The sequence below is a fragment of the Pseudomonas sp. CGJS7 genome (assembly GCF_036961695.1).
The window spans coordinates 1-16,511 of the sequence record NZ_JBAMDI010000039.1; the positions used below are offsets into that span (position 1 = coordinate 1).

Below are 16,511 nucleotides of genomic sequence, written 5' to 3' on the forward strand. Positions count from 1 at the left end.
ATCGAACCCAGGTTCAACGCCTGTGCACAGGCCTGCAGCGACCGGCGCTCGCTTTGCGCATACAGCGCCAGCTCATCCTGTACCTGCAACCCCAACGCCGCTTCGAACGCTTCGCGGTTGGCGTTGCTGCCGTATTCGGCCTGCGCATCGTCGCCCAGGTTGGACTGGAAGATCCCCGCCGCACTCACCGGCAGGAAGTCCTCGTACACCAGCGCTTCGAAGTGCACGTGGCCCGCGTCGATCAAGCCTTGCAGGGTGGTCGGGCGGCCTTCCTGGTCGCGTGCGGCCAGGCCTTTTTCGGTGGCGAAGTAGCGGAAGTACGCCAAGCCCTGTTCACGCATCTGCGCCAGGTCATCCGGGAACTCGGCAAAGTTTGCCTGTAGCAGCGCCATGTAACGCTCGGCATTGGCTTCGGCTGGAGCGCCACCCAGCGCAGCGCGGGTAGCGTCGAGCAACTTGTCGTAAAGCTGGCGACCTTTCGGGGTCAGCGCCGCGCCGCGTTGCTCGATTTCGCCAAAGCGCGCGGTGTGGCTGCCTTCGCGGCCTTGCTGGTCGCGGAAGGCGACCGTTTCCTGCAGGGCCTTGAAGCTGGTCTGGCGCAGCAGGATCGGGTGGCGGCGGGTGGGCGGGCCTTCAACCACGGCCTTCGGTGGGATGCCCTTGGCAGGCATGCCGAGCTGGATTGCATCGATATCCAGGGTACGCGGGGTCAGGTGGTTGATGTGCGGGCCCTTGAAGGCCACCACATCGGCGATCAGGCGGTGTTGGTCGTGCAGCTGCTGGTATTGCTCGGCCGTGACGGTAGCGTCCTGGTGCCAGCGGAAGGTGTGCAGCGCTTCCTGCACGAACGTCTCTGCATCCGCGGCGTCAAGGCCACCTTCGCGCTCACACTGGGCGATCAGTTCGAGGGCGCGGGAGGTGAAGATCTGGCGCTTGGCCAGGATGCCCTGTGCCAGCTCGCGCAACTGTGGGTTGTCGATCAATTCCAGGCGCAGCAGCGAGGTGAACACACGGAACGGGCTGACATGCAGCGATTGCTCGTGCACCGCGCGGAAGGCAGTGGAATGCACCGGTACGCCAGCGGAGCTGAGGTCATAGTAGCCGACCGGCTGCATGCCCATGACGGCGAACAGGCGGGCGATGGTGGCCAGTTCTTCGGTGGTGCCGACGCGGATGGCGCCGTGACGTTCCTGGTCCAGGCGCTCGATTTCGCCGGTCCAGCGCAGGGCCTCTGCTACTTCGGGTTGCTGGGCCATGACCTGCTGGTTGATTTCGCTCACCAGCTCCAGCAGCGTGCCGTACAGCGGCACTTCCTGTTTGTACATGAGCGACATGGCGGCAGAGAACTGCGCGCGGATGCTGTCTGGGCTGACGAAATCGTTGGCGGGCATCGCTAGCTTCCTGGTTGGGTTCGGACGCTTACATGAAAGCTGGGAATGCACTTTGCTCACAAGCGAAAAAAAGTGAGTGTGTCATTCCTTTTTTGATCGACCTCGACGGCCCTTTCGCGGCTAAAACCGCTTCTACGCGGTCCCCGTAGGAGCGGCTTTAGCCGCGAAGAGGCCGTCAAACCTGCAACTGCTCGCCAATCCATTCCACCAGCGCCCGCACCTTTGGCACCTCCGCCGCATGCTCGGCATACGCTAGGTAATGCGCCCCGGCACTGCGCATCGCATGGTTCCACGGCACCACCAGGCTACCGTCGGCCAGTTCCTTCGCCGCCAGGTAGCGCGGCACCAGCGCTACCCCGCACCCGGCCTGTGCTGCGCTCAACGCCATGTAGAACGTATCGAAGCGCGGCCCGTGGTAGGCGCTGACGCTCTGCAGGTCCTGCTCCAGGAACCACTCATGCCAGGCCTCCGGCCGCGAGGTGCTTTGCAGCAGCACCAGCTCGGCCAGCTCCTCGGCACCGGCCAGCTTGCGCCCGGCCAGCAGCTCTGGCGCACACACCGGCACCACCTCTTCGCGGAACAACTCCACGCAAGTGGCCCCCGGCCAAGTGCCCTGGCCATAGAAGAACACCACGTCAGCCGAGCCTTGCAGCAGGGCGAACGGCTCCATCTCGTTGCGAATGTCCAGGTGGATATTGCCGTGCCGTTTGCCAAAACCTTTCAGATGCGGGATCAACCAGCGCACGCCAAAACTCGGTTGAGTGGCTACCTTCAATATCTCAGTCTGCTCGCCGTAGGTGAGTACGTAGCGGCTGGACATGTCCACCTGAGTGAGGATTTTGTTGACCTCGGCCAGGTACAGGCTGCCGGCCGGGGTCAGCTGCAAGCGCCGGCGGATGCGCAGGAACAGGTGGTGGCGCAGCATGTCTTCCAGCTGCGCCACCTGCTTGCTGACCGCGCTCTGGGTCAGGTGCAGTTCTTCAGCGGCACGGGTAAAACTCAGATGGCGGGCTGCAGCTTCAAAGCACTGCAGGGCGGTCATGGAGGGTACCAGGCGTTTTGACATAGCGGTCTCTGCGGCTCAAATCATTACCTGACGGAATGATATGCGGAATAAAGGTCGTTTGTTGTACCTATGTGATCGGATTAATACTGATCCACATCATTTTTCCACCCCATCACCGATGTAGGAGATGCACAAATGGTTGCTGGATTGCTCGAGCGCCTTGGCGTTGCCGCCGAGGCTTACACCCAGGGCGACTACCCTGTTCACACGCCGATCGACGGCAGCCAGATCGCCTCGGTGAAACTGCTCGGCAAGGCCGAGACCATCGCCCGCATCGATCAGGCCCAGAGCGCCTTCGAAGCCTGGCGCAGTGTGCCAGCTCCGCGCCGTGGCGAACTGGTGCGCCTGTTCGGCGAAGTGCTGCGTGAGCACAAGGCCGACCTCGGCGAGCTGGTCTCGATCGAAGCCGGCAAGATCACTCAGGAAGGCCTGGGTGAAGTGCAGGAAATGATCGACATCTGCGACTTCGCCGTTGGCCTGTCGCGCCAGCTGTACGGCCTGACCATCGCTTCCGAGCGCCCGGGCCACCACATGCGTGAAACCTGGCACCCGCTGGGTGTGGTCGGCGTGATCAGCGCCTTCAACTTCCCGGTTGCCGTGTGGGCCTGGAACACCGCCCTGGCCCTGGTGGCCGGCAACTCGGTGGTATGGAAACCGTCCGAGAAGACTCCGCTGACCGCCCTGGCCTGCCAGGCGCTGTTCGAAAAAGCCCTGAAAGCCTTCGGCGATGCTCCGGCTGGCTTGGCACAACTGGTGATCGGCGGCCGTGAAGCTGGCGAAGCCATGGTCGACGACCCGCGCGTACCGCTGGTCAGCGCCACCGGCAGCACCCGCATGGGTCGCGAAGTCGGCCCACGCGTTGCTGCCCGCTTCGGCCGCAGCATCCTGGAACTGGGCGGCAACAACGCCATGATCCTGGCCCCGAGCGCCGACCTGGACCTGGCCGTGCGCGGCATCCTGTTCTCGGCTGTCGGCACTGCCGGCCAGCGTTGCACCACCCTGCGCCGCCTGATCGTGCACCGTTCGATCAAGGACGAAGTGGTTGCCCGCGTCAAAGCCGCCTACGGCAAAGTGCGCATCGGCGACCCACGTAAAGACAACCTGGTCGGCCCGCTGATCGACAAGCAGTCGTTCGACGCCATGCAGGGTGCACTGGCCAAGGCCCGCGACGAAGGTGGCCAGGTATTTGGTGGCGAGCGTCAGCTGGCCGACCAGTACCCGAACGCCTACTACGTTTCGCCAGCCATTGCTGAAATGCCGGCGCAAAGTGACGTGGTGCGCCACGAAACCTTCGCACCGATCCTGTACGTGCTGGCCTACGACGACTTCGAGGAGGCCCTGCGCCTGAACAACGAAGTGCCACAAGGCCTGTCGTCGTGCATTTTCACCACCGACATCCGTGAAGCCGAGCGCTTCCAGAGCGCCTCGGGCAGCGACTGCGGCATCGCCAACGTCAACATCGGTACCAGCGGCGCCGAGATTGGTGGTGCGTTTGGTGGCGAGAAGGAAACCGGCGGTGGCCGTGAGTCGGGCTCGGATGCCTGGAAAGGCTACATGCGTCGCCAGACCAACACCGTGAACTACTCGCGCGAGCTGCCACTGGCGCAGGGCATTGTGTTCGACTGATGGATTGATGCTGCATGGCCGGGGGCCTGGCCCCCGGTTCGCGGGTAGACCCGCTCCTACAGGGTTCGTCAAAGCGACACCGACCCCTGTAGGAGCGGGTTTACCCGCGAAAGGGCCGCCCTGCGGCCCCAACAAGAACAAATTGCTGGAGCCGGCCATGTCCGAACTGCGTCAACAATGCTTGTGGGAACACGTCAGCAAACCGACCGTCGCCGCCCAGGCCCTGGCCGGTGAGCACAAGGCCGATGTCTGTGTGATCGGCGGCGGCATTACCGGCCTGTCGGCGGCCATCCACCTGCTCGAACAGGGCAAGTCGGTGATCGTGCTGGAGGCCTGGAAGATCGGCCACGGTGGCTCCGGGCGCAACGTCGGCCTGGTCAACGCCGGCACGTGGATCCGACCCGACGACGTCGAGGCCACCCTTGGCCAGAAGCAGGGCAGCCGCCTGAACAAGGTGCTTGGCGAAGCCCCGGCTGAAGTGTTCGCCATGATCGAGCGCCTCGGCATCGACTGCCATGCCCAGCACAAAGGCACGCTGCACATGGCGCACAACGCCACCGGTATCGCCGACCTCGAAGCGCGTCACGAACAATGGCGCCGCCGAGGTGCCGACGTCGAGCTGCTGACCGGTGCCCAGTGCCAGGAATACTGCGGTACCGACAAGATTTCCGCTGCGCTGCTTGATCGCCGTGCCGGCACTATCAACCCCATGGGCTACACCCAGGGCCTGGCGGCTGCCGTGGCGCGCCTGGGCGGCAAAATTTTCCAGCAGTCTTCGGTCGAAGGCCTGGAGCGTGAAGGTGATGGCTGGCGGGTGAAGACTGCGCGTGGCGCTGTGCGCGCCGAAAAGGTGGTGATTTCCACCGGCGCCTACACCGAAGGCGACTGGAGCAACCTGCAGAAGCAGTTCTTCCGCGGTTATTACTATCAGGTAGCCTCCAAACCGCTGCAGGGCACCGCAGCCGACAAGGTGCTGCCACATGGCCAAGGTTCGTGGGACACCCGCACCGTGCTCAGCAGCATCCGCCGCGACGATCAGGGCCGCCTGCTGCTCGGCAGCCTGGGCCGGGTCGACAACAAGCCGGCGTGGTTCGTGCGCAGCTGGGCCGACCGCATCCAGGGCCATTACTACCCGGAGCTGGGCAAGGTCGAGTGGGAAATGCACTGGACGGGCTGCATCGACTTCACCCCTGATCACCTGATGCGCCTGTTCGAGCCGGCGCCTGGGTTGGTGGCGGTGACTGGGTACAACGGGCGCGGTAACACAACCGGCACCGTGATCGGGCGTGCGTTTGCCGAGTTCCTGCTCAAGGGCGAGGCGGACAGCCTGCCGATTCCGTTTTCGCCGATGAGCGGTGTGAGCGCGCCTTCGCTGCGCACGGCGTTCTATGAGTCCGGTTTTTCGCTGTACCACGCGGGGCAGTGCCTGAGGGTTGTGTTGTAAGTACTGGCCTCTTCGCGGGTAAACCCGCTCCTACAGGTTCACCACAGCCCTCTCAGGCGGTGAACAACTTGTAGGAGCGGGTTTACCCGCGAAGAGGCCGGCACAGTCTCACTTGTGCAACCAACTCAGGAAGCCACCTTTCTTGATCAGGGCCGGCTTCTGCAACAACAACGACTCCCGGCTCTGCCGCCGGAACCGCTGCAATTTGCTCAACGCCGTCTGCACTTCGCCACGTTGCTGCAAACAACTCTTCACCTGTTCCTTGTCGATCCGGTACAGCACGCAACTGGTCAGCGTGCGGAATTCGGCCAGCGAGTCTTCGTCGTCGATGATCCCCTCGATCCCAAGTACCTCTCCCGGCCCCATGCGTCCGGCCTCCAGCCGCTTGTCTCCATCGCGCACGGATGCCGACACCACACCGCTGCCAATCACCAGCAGATGATCGGAATGCTCGCCCACCCCCAGGATCACCTGGTCCGCCAGGTACTCGACTGCAGTCATGCGCTGGCTCAACGCATCGCGCTCTTCGTCACTCAGCGAGCGGAACACTCGCACCTCATCCAGCACCTCGCGCTGGCGGCTGCGCGGCGGCACGGCCAGGTCGACGTTCCACATCACCCCGCTGGCTTCCAGGTGCCGGTGCGCCAGGTCGAACAGCTGGTTACGTGCATCGCCCTTGGCGCCCGCATCGGCCACGAAGCCGCTGGCCTCGTACTCCACCGACTCCAGAGTCGAGGCCTTTACCGTCACCTTCGGCTTCGGGGTCGCAAGGATGGCACTGACGCCCTGCAAGGCTTTTTCCAGCGCATCGAACACACGCTTTGGCCGCACCTTGGCCGGGACCACCACGCTGATCGATACCCCGTGCACATCGGCCGGGCGACTGTGGTTGAGCAGCCGCGCCTTGGCCGCTACCGAGTTGGGGATCACCGCCAGGCTGCCGGTACCGGTCAGCAGGCGCGTGGCGCGCCAGTCGATATCCAGGACCTTGCCTTCGGTACCGTCGATGGAGATTGAGTCGCCAATCTGATAGGGCCGCGTGGTGTTCAGCACGATGCCGCTGAAGACGTCAGCCAGTGTGCTCTGCAGCGCCAGGCCGATGACGATGGCCATTACCCCGGAGGTGGCCAGCAGGCCCTTCACCGGCAGTTGCAGCACATAGCCTGCGGCCGCGACCACGGCGGCGAGGAAGATCAACGCCCCCAGCACATCCTGCAGCAAGCGCCCGCCATGGCTGCCACGGGCCACCAGCAACAGGCCGAACACCACGGTCACCGTGCGCGCACCGAACAGCCACCAGCCGATGGCCAATACCGTGGCCATCAGGTTGCGCGAAAGATCGTCGGGCCACGGCGGTGGTTGCAGCGGGCTCATGCCGGCGGCCATCAGCACCGCGCTGAACAGCAGGAAGATCACCAGACGCGCGCTGATGCGCCAGGCATGACGCTGAATGGGGATCAGTTGCCAAAGCACGAGGTCGAGCAGGATCAGGGCGCAACCGAGCAACAACGGGGACGACTGGATGAACGCCAGCATGGTGATCTCGGGGGTGAGGGGAGGGCTGTGGGTAGTAATAGAGCAGGTTTGCCGGGCAGGCAATGCAAGCCTGTGCTGGCCCCTTCGCGACTTGCCCGTTCCCACAGGTAAAGCGCTGGTTTTGAATCTTGTGCGATCCCTGTGGGAGCGGGCGAGCCCGCGAAGACGCCAGCAAAACCAACGCCAATCTATCGTTCCTCAAACAGAACGCTAAAGGCAAAAACCGCTATCTACCGCTCCAAAGGTGGTGGTTTTAATCTTCTCCCATCAACGCGAAACACCCAACTTACTGAACATCAAAACCCTTAGGAGCTACCCCCATGACCCACTTCAAATACAACCGCCTGAACAAAGACGACGCCGCTGTACTGCTGGTCGACCACCAGGCGGGCCTGCTGTCCCTGGTGCGCGACATCGAGCCGGACGCGTTCAAGAACAACGTGCTGGCCCTGGCCGACCTGGCCAAGTTCTTCAACCTGCCGACCATTCTTACCACCAGCTTCGAGCAAGGCCCCAACGGCCCACTGGTGCCAGAGCTGAAAGCCCTGTTCCCGGACGCCCCGTACATTGCCCGCCCTGGCCAGATCAACGCCTGGGACAACGAAGACTTCGTCAAGGCCGTGAAGGCCACTGGCAAGAAGCAACTGATCATCGCCGGCGTTGTGACTGAAGTGTGCGTAGCTTTCCCGGCCCTGTCGGCCTTGGAAGAAGAGTTCGACGTGTTCGTGGTCACTGATGCCTCCGGTACCTTCAACGCCATGACCCGCGACGCCGCCCACGACCGCATGAGCCAGGCGGGTGCGCAATTGATGACCTGGTTCGGCGTGGCCTGCGAGCTGCACCGCGACTGGCGCAACGACATCGAAGGCCTGGCCGCACTGTGCTCCAACCACATCCCGGATTACCGCAACCTGATGACCAGCTACAACGCCTTCAACGCCAACAAGTAAGCCCAATCGCCGCGGGCACCGCCAATCGGTGCCCGCCCAGGGCAGCACACCTATCCAATCCAGCGCCCGTCCGCCGTTGCACAGTGGATGCGGGCAAGCTCATCCCAAGGAACGCCGATGAACACCGCACTCCATGACAACCGCGAAGTGGTGACCGTATGCCTGCAACACAAGGTGCTTGATGGCTCGCCGGGCACCCCGGCAGCGCAACCGCCGCGCTGGAAGCAGGCACTGCTGACCTACCTGGTGATCTGCCCGATGACCATGGTCATCCCGCAACTGCTGGCGCCGCTGTTTGCGCGCTTCCCGCAGCTGGGCGGCGTGATTACCGGCAACCTGATCGTCAACCTGTTCGTCATCCTGCCCGTGGTGTTCTACATCATGCCTTGGGTAACCCGCCGCTGCGCCAACTGGCTGCGCGGCTGAGCCGACGCCTTCATCTCGACACTTTCAAGGAGATACCGCTATGAGCACGTTCGTTACCCGCGATGGCACTTCGATCTATTTCAAGGACTGGGGCAGCGGCAAGCCCGTGCTGTTCAGCCACGGCTGGCCGCTGGATGCCGACATGTGGGATTCGCAGATGGAGTTCCTGGCCAGCCGCGGTTACCGCGCCATCGCCTTCGACCGCCGGGGTTTCGGCCGCTCGAGCCAGCCGTGGAACGGTTACGACTACGACACCTTCGCCGATGACATTGCCCAGCTGATCGAGCACCTCGACCTGCGCGATGTCACCCTGGTGGGCTTCTCGATGGGGGGCGGTGATGTCAGCCGCTACATCGCCCGCCACGGCAGCGAGCGGGTGGCCGGGCTGGTGTTGCTGGGCGCGGTGACGCCAGTGTTCGGCAAGCGTGACGATAATCCTGACGGTGTCGACCTGTCGGTGTTCGAGGGCATCCGGGCCGGCCTGCGTGCTGACCGCGCGCAGTTCATCGCCGATTTCGCCACGCCGTTCTACGGCCTGAACCATGGGCAGCAGGTGTCCCAGGGTGTGCAGACGCAGACCCTGAACATTGCGCTGATGGCGTCCATCAAAGGCACCCTGGATTGTGTGACGGCCTTCTCGGAGACCGATTTCCGTCCCGACATGGCCAAGGTCGATGTGCCGACGTTGGTGATCCATGGCGATGACGACCAGATCGTGCCGTTCGAGACCACTGGCAAGCAGGCGGCGGAGCTGATTCGCGGTGCCGAGCTGAAGGTGTATGCCGGGGCGCCGCACGGGTTTGCGGTGACCCATGCGCAGCAGCTGAATGAGGACTTGCTGGCGTTCCTTCAGCGGTAATTGTGGGAAACATTCGCGGGTAAACCCGCCCCTACAGACGTTGTAGGAGCGGGTTTACCCGCGAAGAGGCCGGCCCAGGCAGCAAAAAGCTTGACCAGGGCTAACCTTCTTCAACCCACCGCACATCCATTCAAGCCCAGGCCTTGCATCAACCGGCATGCTTCGCAGTCCCCCTGCCGGCCCCTAGTCGGAGAAGCCCATGTCCCAGGATCGCAACGACAAGACCCGTCGCCAGTTCCTCGCCACCAGCACTGTGCTCGGTGCCGCTGGCGCGCTCTGGTCCGCATTGCCTTTTACCGGCCAAGCCGGTTCCGCTCACGCATCCACGCAAGGAGGTTCCATGACCGCCGACCTGATTCTGTTCAACGGCAAACTGCACACCGTTGACCGCGAAAAGCCCACCGCGACCGCCGTCGCCATCAAGGACGGCCGCTTCATCGCCGTGGGTAGCGACGCCGAGGCCATGGCCCACAAGGGCGCCGCCACGCAAATCATCGACCTCAAGCAGCGCACGGTGATCCCGGGCCTCAATGACTCGCACCTGCACCTGATCCGTGGCGGTCTTAACTACAACCTCGAGCTGCGTTGGGAAGGGGTGCCGTCAGTCGCCGATGCCCTGCGCATGCTCAAGGACCAGGCTGCACGCACGCCTACCCCGCAGTGGGTGCGCGTGGTCGGTGGCTGGAACGAGTTCCAGTTCGCCGAAAAGCGCATGCCCACCCTGGAAGAAATCAACCAGGCTGCGCCCGACACCCCGGTGTTCCTGTTGCACCTGTATGACCGCGCGCTGCTCAACCGCGCTGCGCTCAAGGCCGTCGGCTACGACAAGAGCACCCCGAACCCGCCAGGTGGCGAAATCCAGCGTGACAAGTTCGGCAACCCGACCGGCATGCTGATCGCCCGCCCCAACGCGATGATCCTTTACGCCACGCTGGCCAAGGGGCCTAAGCTGCCGCTGGAGTATCAGGTCAACTCCACTCGCCAGTTCATGCGTGAGCTCAACCGGCTGGGCCTGACCAGCGCCATCGACGCCGGTGGCGGCTACCAGAACTTCCCCGATGACTACTCGGTGATCCAGGAGCTGGCCGACAACGATCAGCTGACCGTACGCATCGCCTACAACCTGTTCACCCAGAAGCCCAAGGAAGAACTGGACGACTTCAAGAAGTGGACCTCCAGCGTCAAGCTGCACAGCGGTACCGACTTCTTGCGCCACAACGGCGCTGGCGAAATGCTGGTGTTCTCTGCCGCCGACTTCGAGGACTTCCTCGAGCCGCGCCCGGACCTGCCGCAGACCATGGAAGAGGAACTGGAGCCGGTGGTGCGCCACCTGGTCGAGCAGCGCTGGCCATTCCGCCTGCACGCTACCTACAACGAATCGATCACGCGCATGCTCGACGTGTTCGAGAAGGTCAACCGTGACATTCCATTCAACGGCCTGCCCTGGTTCTTCGACCACGCCGAAACAATCACCCCGCAGAACATCGAGCGTGTGCGTGCGCTGGGCGGTGGTATTGCCATCCAGGACCGCATGGCCTTCCAGGGTGAGTACTTCGTCGACCGCTACGGCGCCAAGGCCGCCGAGCAGACCCCGCCGATCAAACGCATGCTCGAAATGGGCGTGCCGGTGGGCGCGGGTACCGATGCCACTCGGGTGTCCAGCTACAACCCATGGACCTCACTGTACTGGCTGGTCAGCGGCAAGACGGTCGGTGGCATGGAGCTGTACCCGGAAGGCCTGAGCCGTGACACCGCGCTGCAACTGTTCACCCAGGGCAGCGCCTGGTTCTCCAGTGAGCAAGGCAAGAAAGGCCAGATCAAGGTGGGCCAGCTGGCTGACCTGGCAGCATTGTCGCTGGACTTCTTCAGTGTCGATGAGGAAGCGATCAAGGGTATCGAATCAGTGTTGACCATCGTTGATGGCAAGGTGGTGTACGGTGCTGGCGAGTTCGACAAGCTTGGCCCGCCGCAGGTGCCGGTGCTGCCCGAGTGGTCGCCGGTGACCAAGGTGCCGGGGCACTGGCGCGTCGGTACGCCATCGTTGGCAGCCACCGTGCACCAGTGCAGCGGGCCTTGTGGTGTGCATGCGCACAGCCACGAAAAGGCGCGGCATTCGAGCGTGCCGGTAAATGACTTCCAGGGCTTCTGGGGGGCGCTGGGCTGTTCGTGCTTCGCTTTCTAAGGTGAGCTGATGTGAAGAACGGGGGGCCAATAACTGGCCCCTTTTTTGTGTTTTCAGTGCCGGCCCTTTCGCGGGTAAACCCGCTCCTACAACGGCCTGTTTCCAACGTCTGGTGTGTGTCTACCGCAGATCATGTGTAGGAGCGGGTTCACCCGCGAATGGGCCGTAAGGGCCGGCATCAATGGTGTGCCTTATGCTCCCCACCAGCCAATAGATGCCGAATCCGCACCTCAACCCCATCGGTCTGCAGCATCCTGACCCGCGCCTCGATCTTCAGTTCACCACGGGTCACCCGGTGGTGATGCCGCAGATGCTCCAGCCACGATTCCTCGAAGAAGAACTCCAGCCACAATGCCGGATCAGCACTGTCCCGCATCAACCCCCACGACAATGCGCCATTGCGCTTGCGCATCGCTTCCAGCTCCCGCGCCGCCTGCTGGAAGGCCTCGGCCTTGGTGGGGGCGATGTGGTAGTCGATGGTGACCATCACCGGTCCGGCGTCCTTGTCCATGTCATCGCTCAACACCGGCACCGGCCAATGCAGCGACGGCGTCAGCTCCTCTGCTTCGGTTTCCGGCAGCGCCACCTTGCAGGTCAGCAAGGTACCCAGCGCCAGGCCGCCTGCGGCCACCAGCAGGCTGAAGGTGAGCGTTGCATGGCTGGCCAGCGTGCCCCACAGCAGGCCACCACAGGCCATGGCGCCGAAGAAAATCAGAATGTATACCGACAAAGCCCGCGCCCTTACCCAGGCTGGCACCGAAGTCTGTGCAGCCACCTGCAGGTTGGACAGCACCGCGATCCACGCCGCGCCGCTGAGCAGCATCGCTGGCAGCAGCGCATAGAAATTGCGCACCAACGCCAGGGCCAGCAGGAACAGGGCATACAGCAGGCTGGCCAGTAACACCAGGCGGTCACGGCTGATGCGCTCACGCAGGCGCGGCAGCAAGGTGGCGCCCGCCACTGCGCCAATACCGATGGCCGCCAGCAGCAGGCCGAAGTCCGCTGCAGTGCCGTGCATCTCGCCACGCACGATCAGTGGCAGCAGCGAAGTGCCGGCGCTGGCGCAGAAAAAGAACGCCAACGCGCGTAGCATCACGGCCTGCAAAGGCTTGGCACTGCGGGCAAAGCGCAACCCGGTGCGCATGGCGCCAACGAAGCGTTCGGCGGGCAGCAGTGGTTCCTTCACCTCGCGCTTCCACAGGAACAACACCAGGATCACACCCGCGAACGAGATGGCATTCAGGGCAAAGGTCAGCCACGGGCCGACCATGCTCACCACCACCCCCGCCAGTGCCGGGCCGATGGCCCGTGATACGTTGATGCCGACACTGGAGAGCGCCACCGCGTTGGCCAGGTCCTCCTTGCCCACCAGTTCCGGTGTCAGTGCGCTCCACGCCGGCATCATCAGCGCTGTACCAATGCCCAGTGCCAGGGTCAGCACCAGCAGCAAGGTGACGTTCATCATCCCGAGCAGGGTCAGGGCCGCCAGCACGACCGCTACGCAAGACATCCACAGCTGCACCAGCAACAGGTAGCGGCGTTTGTCGACGATGTCCGCCGCTGCGCCCGCCGGCAGGGCCAGGAAGAACATCGGCAACGAGCCGGCTACCTGGATCAACGCCACGTGCAGCGGGCTGGCCGACAGCGTGGTCATCAGCCAGCCGGCGCCCACCTCGTGCATCCAGGTGCCGATGTTGGAGGCGATGGTGGCGATCCACAGCATGCGGAAGGTGGTGTTACGCAACGGGCTCCAGGCACCTGAAGGTGATGTGCTCATGTCAGAAGCTGCCTTTGAGTGGGTATTCGATGATCAGGTAGATGCGGTCGATATCATCGCCCGCCTGGGCCTGGTTGGCGCGGTGGCTGACGTGGGAGAGCGACAGGCTCAGGTCCCTGGCAGCCCCCGACTGCACCACGTATTTCAGGTCGATGTCGCGTTCCCAGTGCTTGCCGCCGTCGCCGTACTGGTTCACATAGGCGCCGCCCGCAGGCGCATGGCTGCCGTCGATGCCGCGGCCGCTGACATAGCGGCCCATCAGGCTCAGGCCAGGTGCGCCGAGGGTGGCGAAATTCAGGTCATAGCGCAGTTGCCACGAGTGCTCGCCAGGGCCGTTGAAGTCGGCGTACTTGATCGCGTTGGCCAGATAGATGGAGTCGCCGCCGACGAAGTCGAACGGGGTGTCGCCCTCGACCTTCTGGTAGGCCACGCTCAGCGCCTGGGCGCCGAAGCTGTACTTGGCCAGCAGGCTATAGGCGAGGGTGTCGATCGCCCCGGCGCTGGCGTTGCCGGTGTCGCGGGTTTTGTACAGGTTGCCGTCCAGGCGCCAGTTGCCTTGGGCCAGGTTCAGGTTGAGGTAGGCCTGGCGCCAGGTGTTTTCCAGTTGCCCGGCATACAGTGCGGCGCCGAACGGCCCGTTGGGTGCGAAGGTGGCACCGGCCAGGCTGATGGCCCGGTTTTGGGTGGTCGCGCCGTAGCCACTGAAGTCGTCGCGGGTGGAGCTGTTGTCCTGGTTGTTGAAGGCAGTGAAACGCCCGGCCTGCACGCGCCAGTCGGGCTGGTCGGTGTTTTCCACCCACCAGCCGGTGGCGTATTCCGGGTGCAGGCGTTTGTCACCGGTGTCGAATACCGGGGTTTCCACCATCATCTCGCCATAGCGCAGTTGGGTGTTGCCTAACTGCATTTTGAGCGCGGCACCGGCACTGGAGTACTCGGGCTCGGCGCGGCTGTCGCTGTCGCGTGGCAGCAGGCCGGTGCCGCTGTGGCCGCGGCCGCCGTCGAGCTTGAGGCCAAGAAAGCCATGGGCATCGATGCCGACGCCGACAGTGCCTTCGGTGAAACCGGAACGCACCTCGCCGATGAAGCCTTGGGCCCATTCCTGGCGGTAGTTCTGGCCGCTGCCGGAGGGCGAGCGGAAGTCACTGTGCAGGAAATAGTTGCGGCTGAGCAGCGACCAGCCGGGCGCTTCGGCGTGGCTCAGCGCCGGCCAGAGGGCGAGGGTGGCGAGCAGGGCGCGGCCTGGTCCGTGTGTGGCGCGGATCATGAGGGGCTCCGGGGGATGATCCGGGAGTGTGGAAGAAGAGTAGACCCAAGGTCTTGTAAGGGTGTGCTGGGTGGGGATTTGCATTACCTGTACCGGCCCTTTCGCGGCTAAAGCCGCTCCTACAGGGCCACCACTGGCCCCGAGCCTTGTGTAATACCTGTGGGAGCGGGCATGCCCGCGAAGAGGCCGGCTCAGCCAGCCAGGCACTCAAGCCATGTCGCTGATGGCGAACTCCTCAGCCAGATGATCGATCAGCGCTCGCACCGAAGGCAGCAACCCACGTCGCGATGGGAAGATCGCATGCACGATGCCGCAACGCGGGTGCCAGTCCGGAATCAGCTCAACCAGGCGTCCTGCCGCCAGGTCCTCACGCACCGCCACCCGCGGCAAGTGTGCAATCCCCACTCCGGCTACCACGAAGTGGCGCAAGGCAAACAGGTCATCAGTCACCATGCGTGGTGTATGCGGGATGACGATGCTGCGGCTGTTGTCCTCACCCTGGAACAGTTCCCATTGGTACTCGCGCTGGGCACTGCCCCAATGCACGCTGGGTAGCGTGCCCAGTAGCTGCGGATCAAAGCCTTTGGGCAGTTGCGCCAGGTATTGAGGCTGGCCGACCAGGCACTGGGTGCTGTTGCTCAGCACCTTCATCACCATGTCAGTGTTCTCCAGCGGCGGAAAGCGCACCCGCAGAGCAATATCGAAGCCCTCGTGCAACAGGTCGACACGGCGGTTGGTACTTTCGATGAACAGCTCCACCTGCGGGTACTTGAGCATGTAGCGGGTCAGCATCGGCCCGACCCAGGAGTTGAGCAGGGTGGTCGGGCAACTGATGCGCACCAGGCCGCGCGGTTCGCTGCGGTTGCGCTCGATGATTTCCGCCGCGCCCTCGGCCTCCACGCGCATGGCCAGGCAGCGGTTGTAATAGGCCTGGCCGATTTCGGTCAGCGAGCAGTGGCGGCTGGTGCGGTTCAACAGCCGCACACCCAGGCGGTCTTCAAGGTCGGCGATTCGCCGGCTGAGCTTCGACTTGGGCATGTCCAGCGCCCGCCCGGCCGGGGCGAAGCCGCCATGTTCGACGACCTGGGTGAAGTAGTAGAGGGAGTTGAGGTCTTCCAATGGTCGGTCTCCGGGTATTTGGTTGCCTGTGCCGGCCTCTTCGCTTGTAGGAGCGGCTTTAGCCGCGAAGAGGCCGGCACAGCCCCTACAAATCCATCGTTCATAAATCAGAACGCTAAAGCCAGATTCTGCTAACTACCGCCGCAAAGGTGATGATTTTAATCTGTGCCCATCAACGCGAAACACCCCGGATTGCTGAAAAATTCATAACCCTTAGGAGCACAGACCATGAGCAAATTCACCTACAACCGCCTGAACAAAGACGACGCTGCCGTACTGCTGGTCGACCACCAGGCTGGCCTGCTGTCCCTGGTGCGCGATATCGAGCCGGACAAGTTCAAGAACAACGTGCTGGCGCTGGCTGACCTGGCCAAGTTCTTCAACCTGCCGACCATCCTCACCACCAGCTTCGAGCAAGGCCCCAACGGCCCGCTGGTGCCGGAACTGAAAGCCCTGTTCCCGGATGCGCCGTACATTGCCCGCCCTGGCCAGATCAACGCCTGGGACAACGAAGACTTCGTCAAGGCCGTGAAAGCCACTGGCAAGAAGCAACTGATCATCGCCGGCGTTGTGACTGAAGTGTGCGTAGCTTTCCCGGCCCTGTCTGCCCTGGAAGAAGAGTTTGACGTGTTCGTGGTGACCGATGCTTCCGGCACCTTCAACGAAATGACCCGTGATGCCGCGCATGACCGCATGAGTCAGGCGGGCGCCCAACTGATGACCTGGTTCGGCGTGGCCTGCGAGCTGCACCGCGACTGGCGCAACGATGTCGAAGGGCTGGCTGCACTCTGCTCCAACCACATTCCGGATTATCGCAACCTGATGACCAGCTATAACGCGCTGACTGCGGGTAAGTAATCAACCATCAGCA

13 protein-coding genes are annotated in these 16,511 nt (G+C 63.4%); 7 read left to right on the plus strand and 6 right to left on the minus strand.

Features of this window, described 5'->3' with window-relative positions:
* Positions 1-1,391: 2-oxoadipate dioxygenase/decarboxylase HglS (hglS, locus tag V7787_RS22600; protein ID WP_336089678.1), on the minus strand; the 1,391-nt coding region annotated here is incomplete at its 3' end.
* 175 nt (positions 1,392-1,566) lie between these two features.
* Entirely contained in the window at positions 1,567-2,457 is an 891-nt protein-coding gene (locus V7787_RS22605; RefSeq protein ID WP_010955772.1) for a LysR family transcriptional regulator, read from the minus strand.
* 135 nt (positions 2,458-2,592) lie between these two features.
* On the opposite strand from V7787_RS22605, the gene amaB reads away from it, so the two are divergent.
* Both amaB and amaA read left to right on the plus strand, forming a co-directional pair.
* Positions 2,593-4,083 carry an L-piperidine-6-carboxylate dehydrogenase gene (gene amaB, locus V7787_RS22610; RefSeq protein ID WP_003253547.1) on the plus strand — a complete coding sequence of 497 codons (1,491 nt, stop codon included), beginning with the start codon at positions 2,593-2,595 and terminating at the stop codon, positions 4,081-4,083.
* Positions 4,084-4,240: 157 nt separating this feature from the next.
* Positions 4,241-5,527, plus strand: coding sequence for an L-pipecolate oxidase (gene amaA / locus V7787_RS22615; RefSeq protein ID WP_064491285.1), 1,287 nt, complete (start codon positions 4,241-4,243; stop codon positions 5,525-5,527).
* 108 nt (positions 5,528-5,635) lie between these two features.
* Here the strand turns inward: amaA and V7787_RS22620 are convergent, their stop codons facing one another.
* Positions 5,636-7,063 carry a mechanosensitive ion channel family protein gene (locus V7787_RS22620; RefSeq protein WP_064491284.1) on the minus strand — a complete coding sequence of 476 codons (1,428 nt, stop codon included), beginning with the start codon at positions 7,061-7,063 and terminating at the stop codon, positions 5,636-5,638.
* 320 nt (positions 7,064-7,383) lie between these two features.
* Here V7787_RS22620 and ycaC (V7787_RS22625) point away from each other — a divergent pair, with 320 nt between their 5' ends.
* From ycaC (V7787_RS22625) to V7787_RS22640, 4 genes are all read left to right on the plus strand, one after another.
* Complete coding sequence (gene ycaC / locus V7787_RS22625) at positions 7,384-8,013, plus strand: isochorismate family cysteine hydrolase YcaC (RefSeq protein ID WP_003253552.1); 630 nt, start codon at positions 7,384-7,386, stop codon at positions 8,011-8,013.
* 117 nt (positions 8,014-8,130) lie between these two features.
* Positions 8,131-8,439 (plus strand): hypothetical protein, encoded by a 309-nt coding sequence (locus tag V7787_RS22630; RefSeq protein WP_020193757.1) that lies wholly within the window; start codon positions 8,131-8,133, stop codon positions 8,437-8,439.
* Positions 8,440-8,479: 40 nt separating this feature from the next.
* Complete coding sequence (locus tag V7787_RS22635) at positions 8,480-9,298, plus strand: alpha/beta fold hydrolase (protein WP_010955768.1); 819 nt, start codon at positions 8,480-8,482, stop codon at positions 9,296-9,298.
* Between the two features lie 340 nt (positions 9,299-9,638).
* On the plus strand, positions 9,639-11,480 hold the full coding sequence (locus V7787_RS22640) for an amidohydrolase (RefSeq protein WP_064491283.1): 1,842 nt from the start codon (positions 9,639-9,641) through the stop codon (positions 11,478-11,480).
* Positions 11,481-11,658: 178 nt separating this feature from the next.
* Here the strand turns inward: V7787_RS22640 and V7787_RS22645 are convergent, their stop codons facing one another.
* The 3 genes from V7787_RS22645 to V7787_RS22655 all read right to left on the minus strand — a co-directional run bounded on the left by V7787_RS22645 (position 11,659) and on the right by V7787_RS22655 (position 15,640).
* The gene (locus V7787_RS22645) at positions 11,659-13,257 is read right to left on the minus strand and encodes an MFS transporter (RefSeq protein ID WP_064491282.1); all 1,599 of its coding nucleotides are present in this window, start codon (positions 13,255-13,257) and stop codon (positions 11,659-11,661) included.
* Between the two features lies 1 nt (position 13,258).
* Positions 13,259-14,521 (minus strand): OprD family porin, encoded by a 1,263-nt coding sequence (locus V7787_RS22650; protein WP_198748165.1) that lies wholly within the window; start codon positions 14,519-14,521, stop codon positions 13,259-13,261.
* Between the two features lie 207 nt (positions 14,522-14,728).
* Complete coding sequence (locus V7787_RS22655) at positions 14,729-15,640, minus strand: LysR substrate-binding domain-containing protein (protein WP_010955764.1); 912 nt, start codon at positions 15,638-15,640, stop codon at positions 14,729-14,731.
* Between the two features lie 228 nt (positions 15,641-15,868).
* Here V7787_RS22655 and ycaC (V7787_RS22660) point away from each other — a divergent pair, with 228 nt between their 5' ends.
* Positions 15,869-16,498, plus strand: coding sequence for an isochorismate family cysteine hydrolase YcaC (ycaC, locus tag V7787_RS22660; protein ID WP_012274792.1), 630 nt, complete (start codon positions 15,869-15,871; stop codon positions 16,496-16,498).
* Positions 16,499-16,511 lie beyond the last annotated feature (13 nt).

Bases quoted from the DNA above. Each gene is read 5' to 3' on its own strand.
- V7787_RS22605 (WP_010955772.1), bottom strand. From the start codon at position 2,457: ATGTCAAAACGCCTGGTACCCTCCATGACCGCCCTGCAGTGCTTTGAA.
- amaB (WP_003253547.1), top strand. From the start codon at position 2,593: ATGGTTGCTGGATTGCTCGAGCGCCTTGGCGTTGCCGCCGAGGCTTAC.
- amaA (WP_064491285.1), top strand. From the start codon at position 4,241: ATGTCCGAACTGCGTCAACAATGCTTGTGGGAACACGTCAGCAAACCG.
- V7787_RS22620 (WP_064491284.1), bottom strand. From the start codon at position 7,063: ATGCTGGCGTTCATCCAGTCGTCCCCGTTGTTGCTCGGTTGCGCCCTG.
- ycaC (WP_003253552.1), top strand. From the start codon at position 7,384: ATGACCCACTTCAAATACAACCGCCTGAACAAAGACGACGCCGCTGTA.
- V7787_RS22630 (WP_020193757.1), top strand. From the start codon at position 8,131: ATGAACACCGCACTCCATGACAACCGCGAAGTGGTGACCGTATGCCTG.
- V7787_RS22635 (WP_010955768.1), top strand. From the start codon at position 8,480: ATGAGCACGTTCGTTACCCGCGATGGCACTTCGATCTATTTCAAGGAC.
- V7787_RS22640 (WP_064491283.1), top strand. From the start codon at position 9,639: ATGACCGCCGACCTGATTCTGTTCAACGGCAAACTGCACACCGTTGAC.
- V7787_RS22645 (WP_064491282.1), bottom strand. From the start codon at position 13,257: ATGAGCACATCACCTTCAGGTGCCTGGAGCCCGTTGCGTAACACCACC.
- V7787_RS22650 (WP_198748165.1), bottom strand. From the start codon at position 14,521: ATGATCCGCGCCACACACGGACCAGGCCGCGCCCTGCTCGCCACCCTC.
- ycaC (WP_012274792.1), top strand. From the start codon at position 15,869: ATGAGCAAATTCACCTACAACCGCCTGAACAAAGACGACGCTGCCGTA.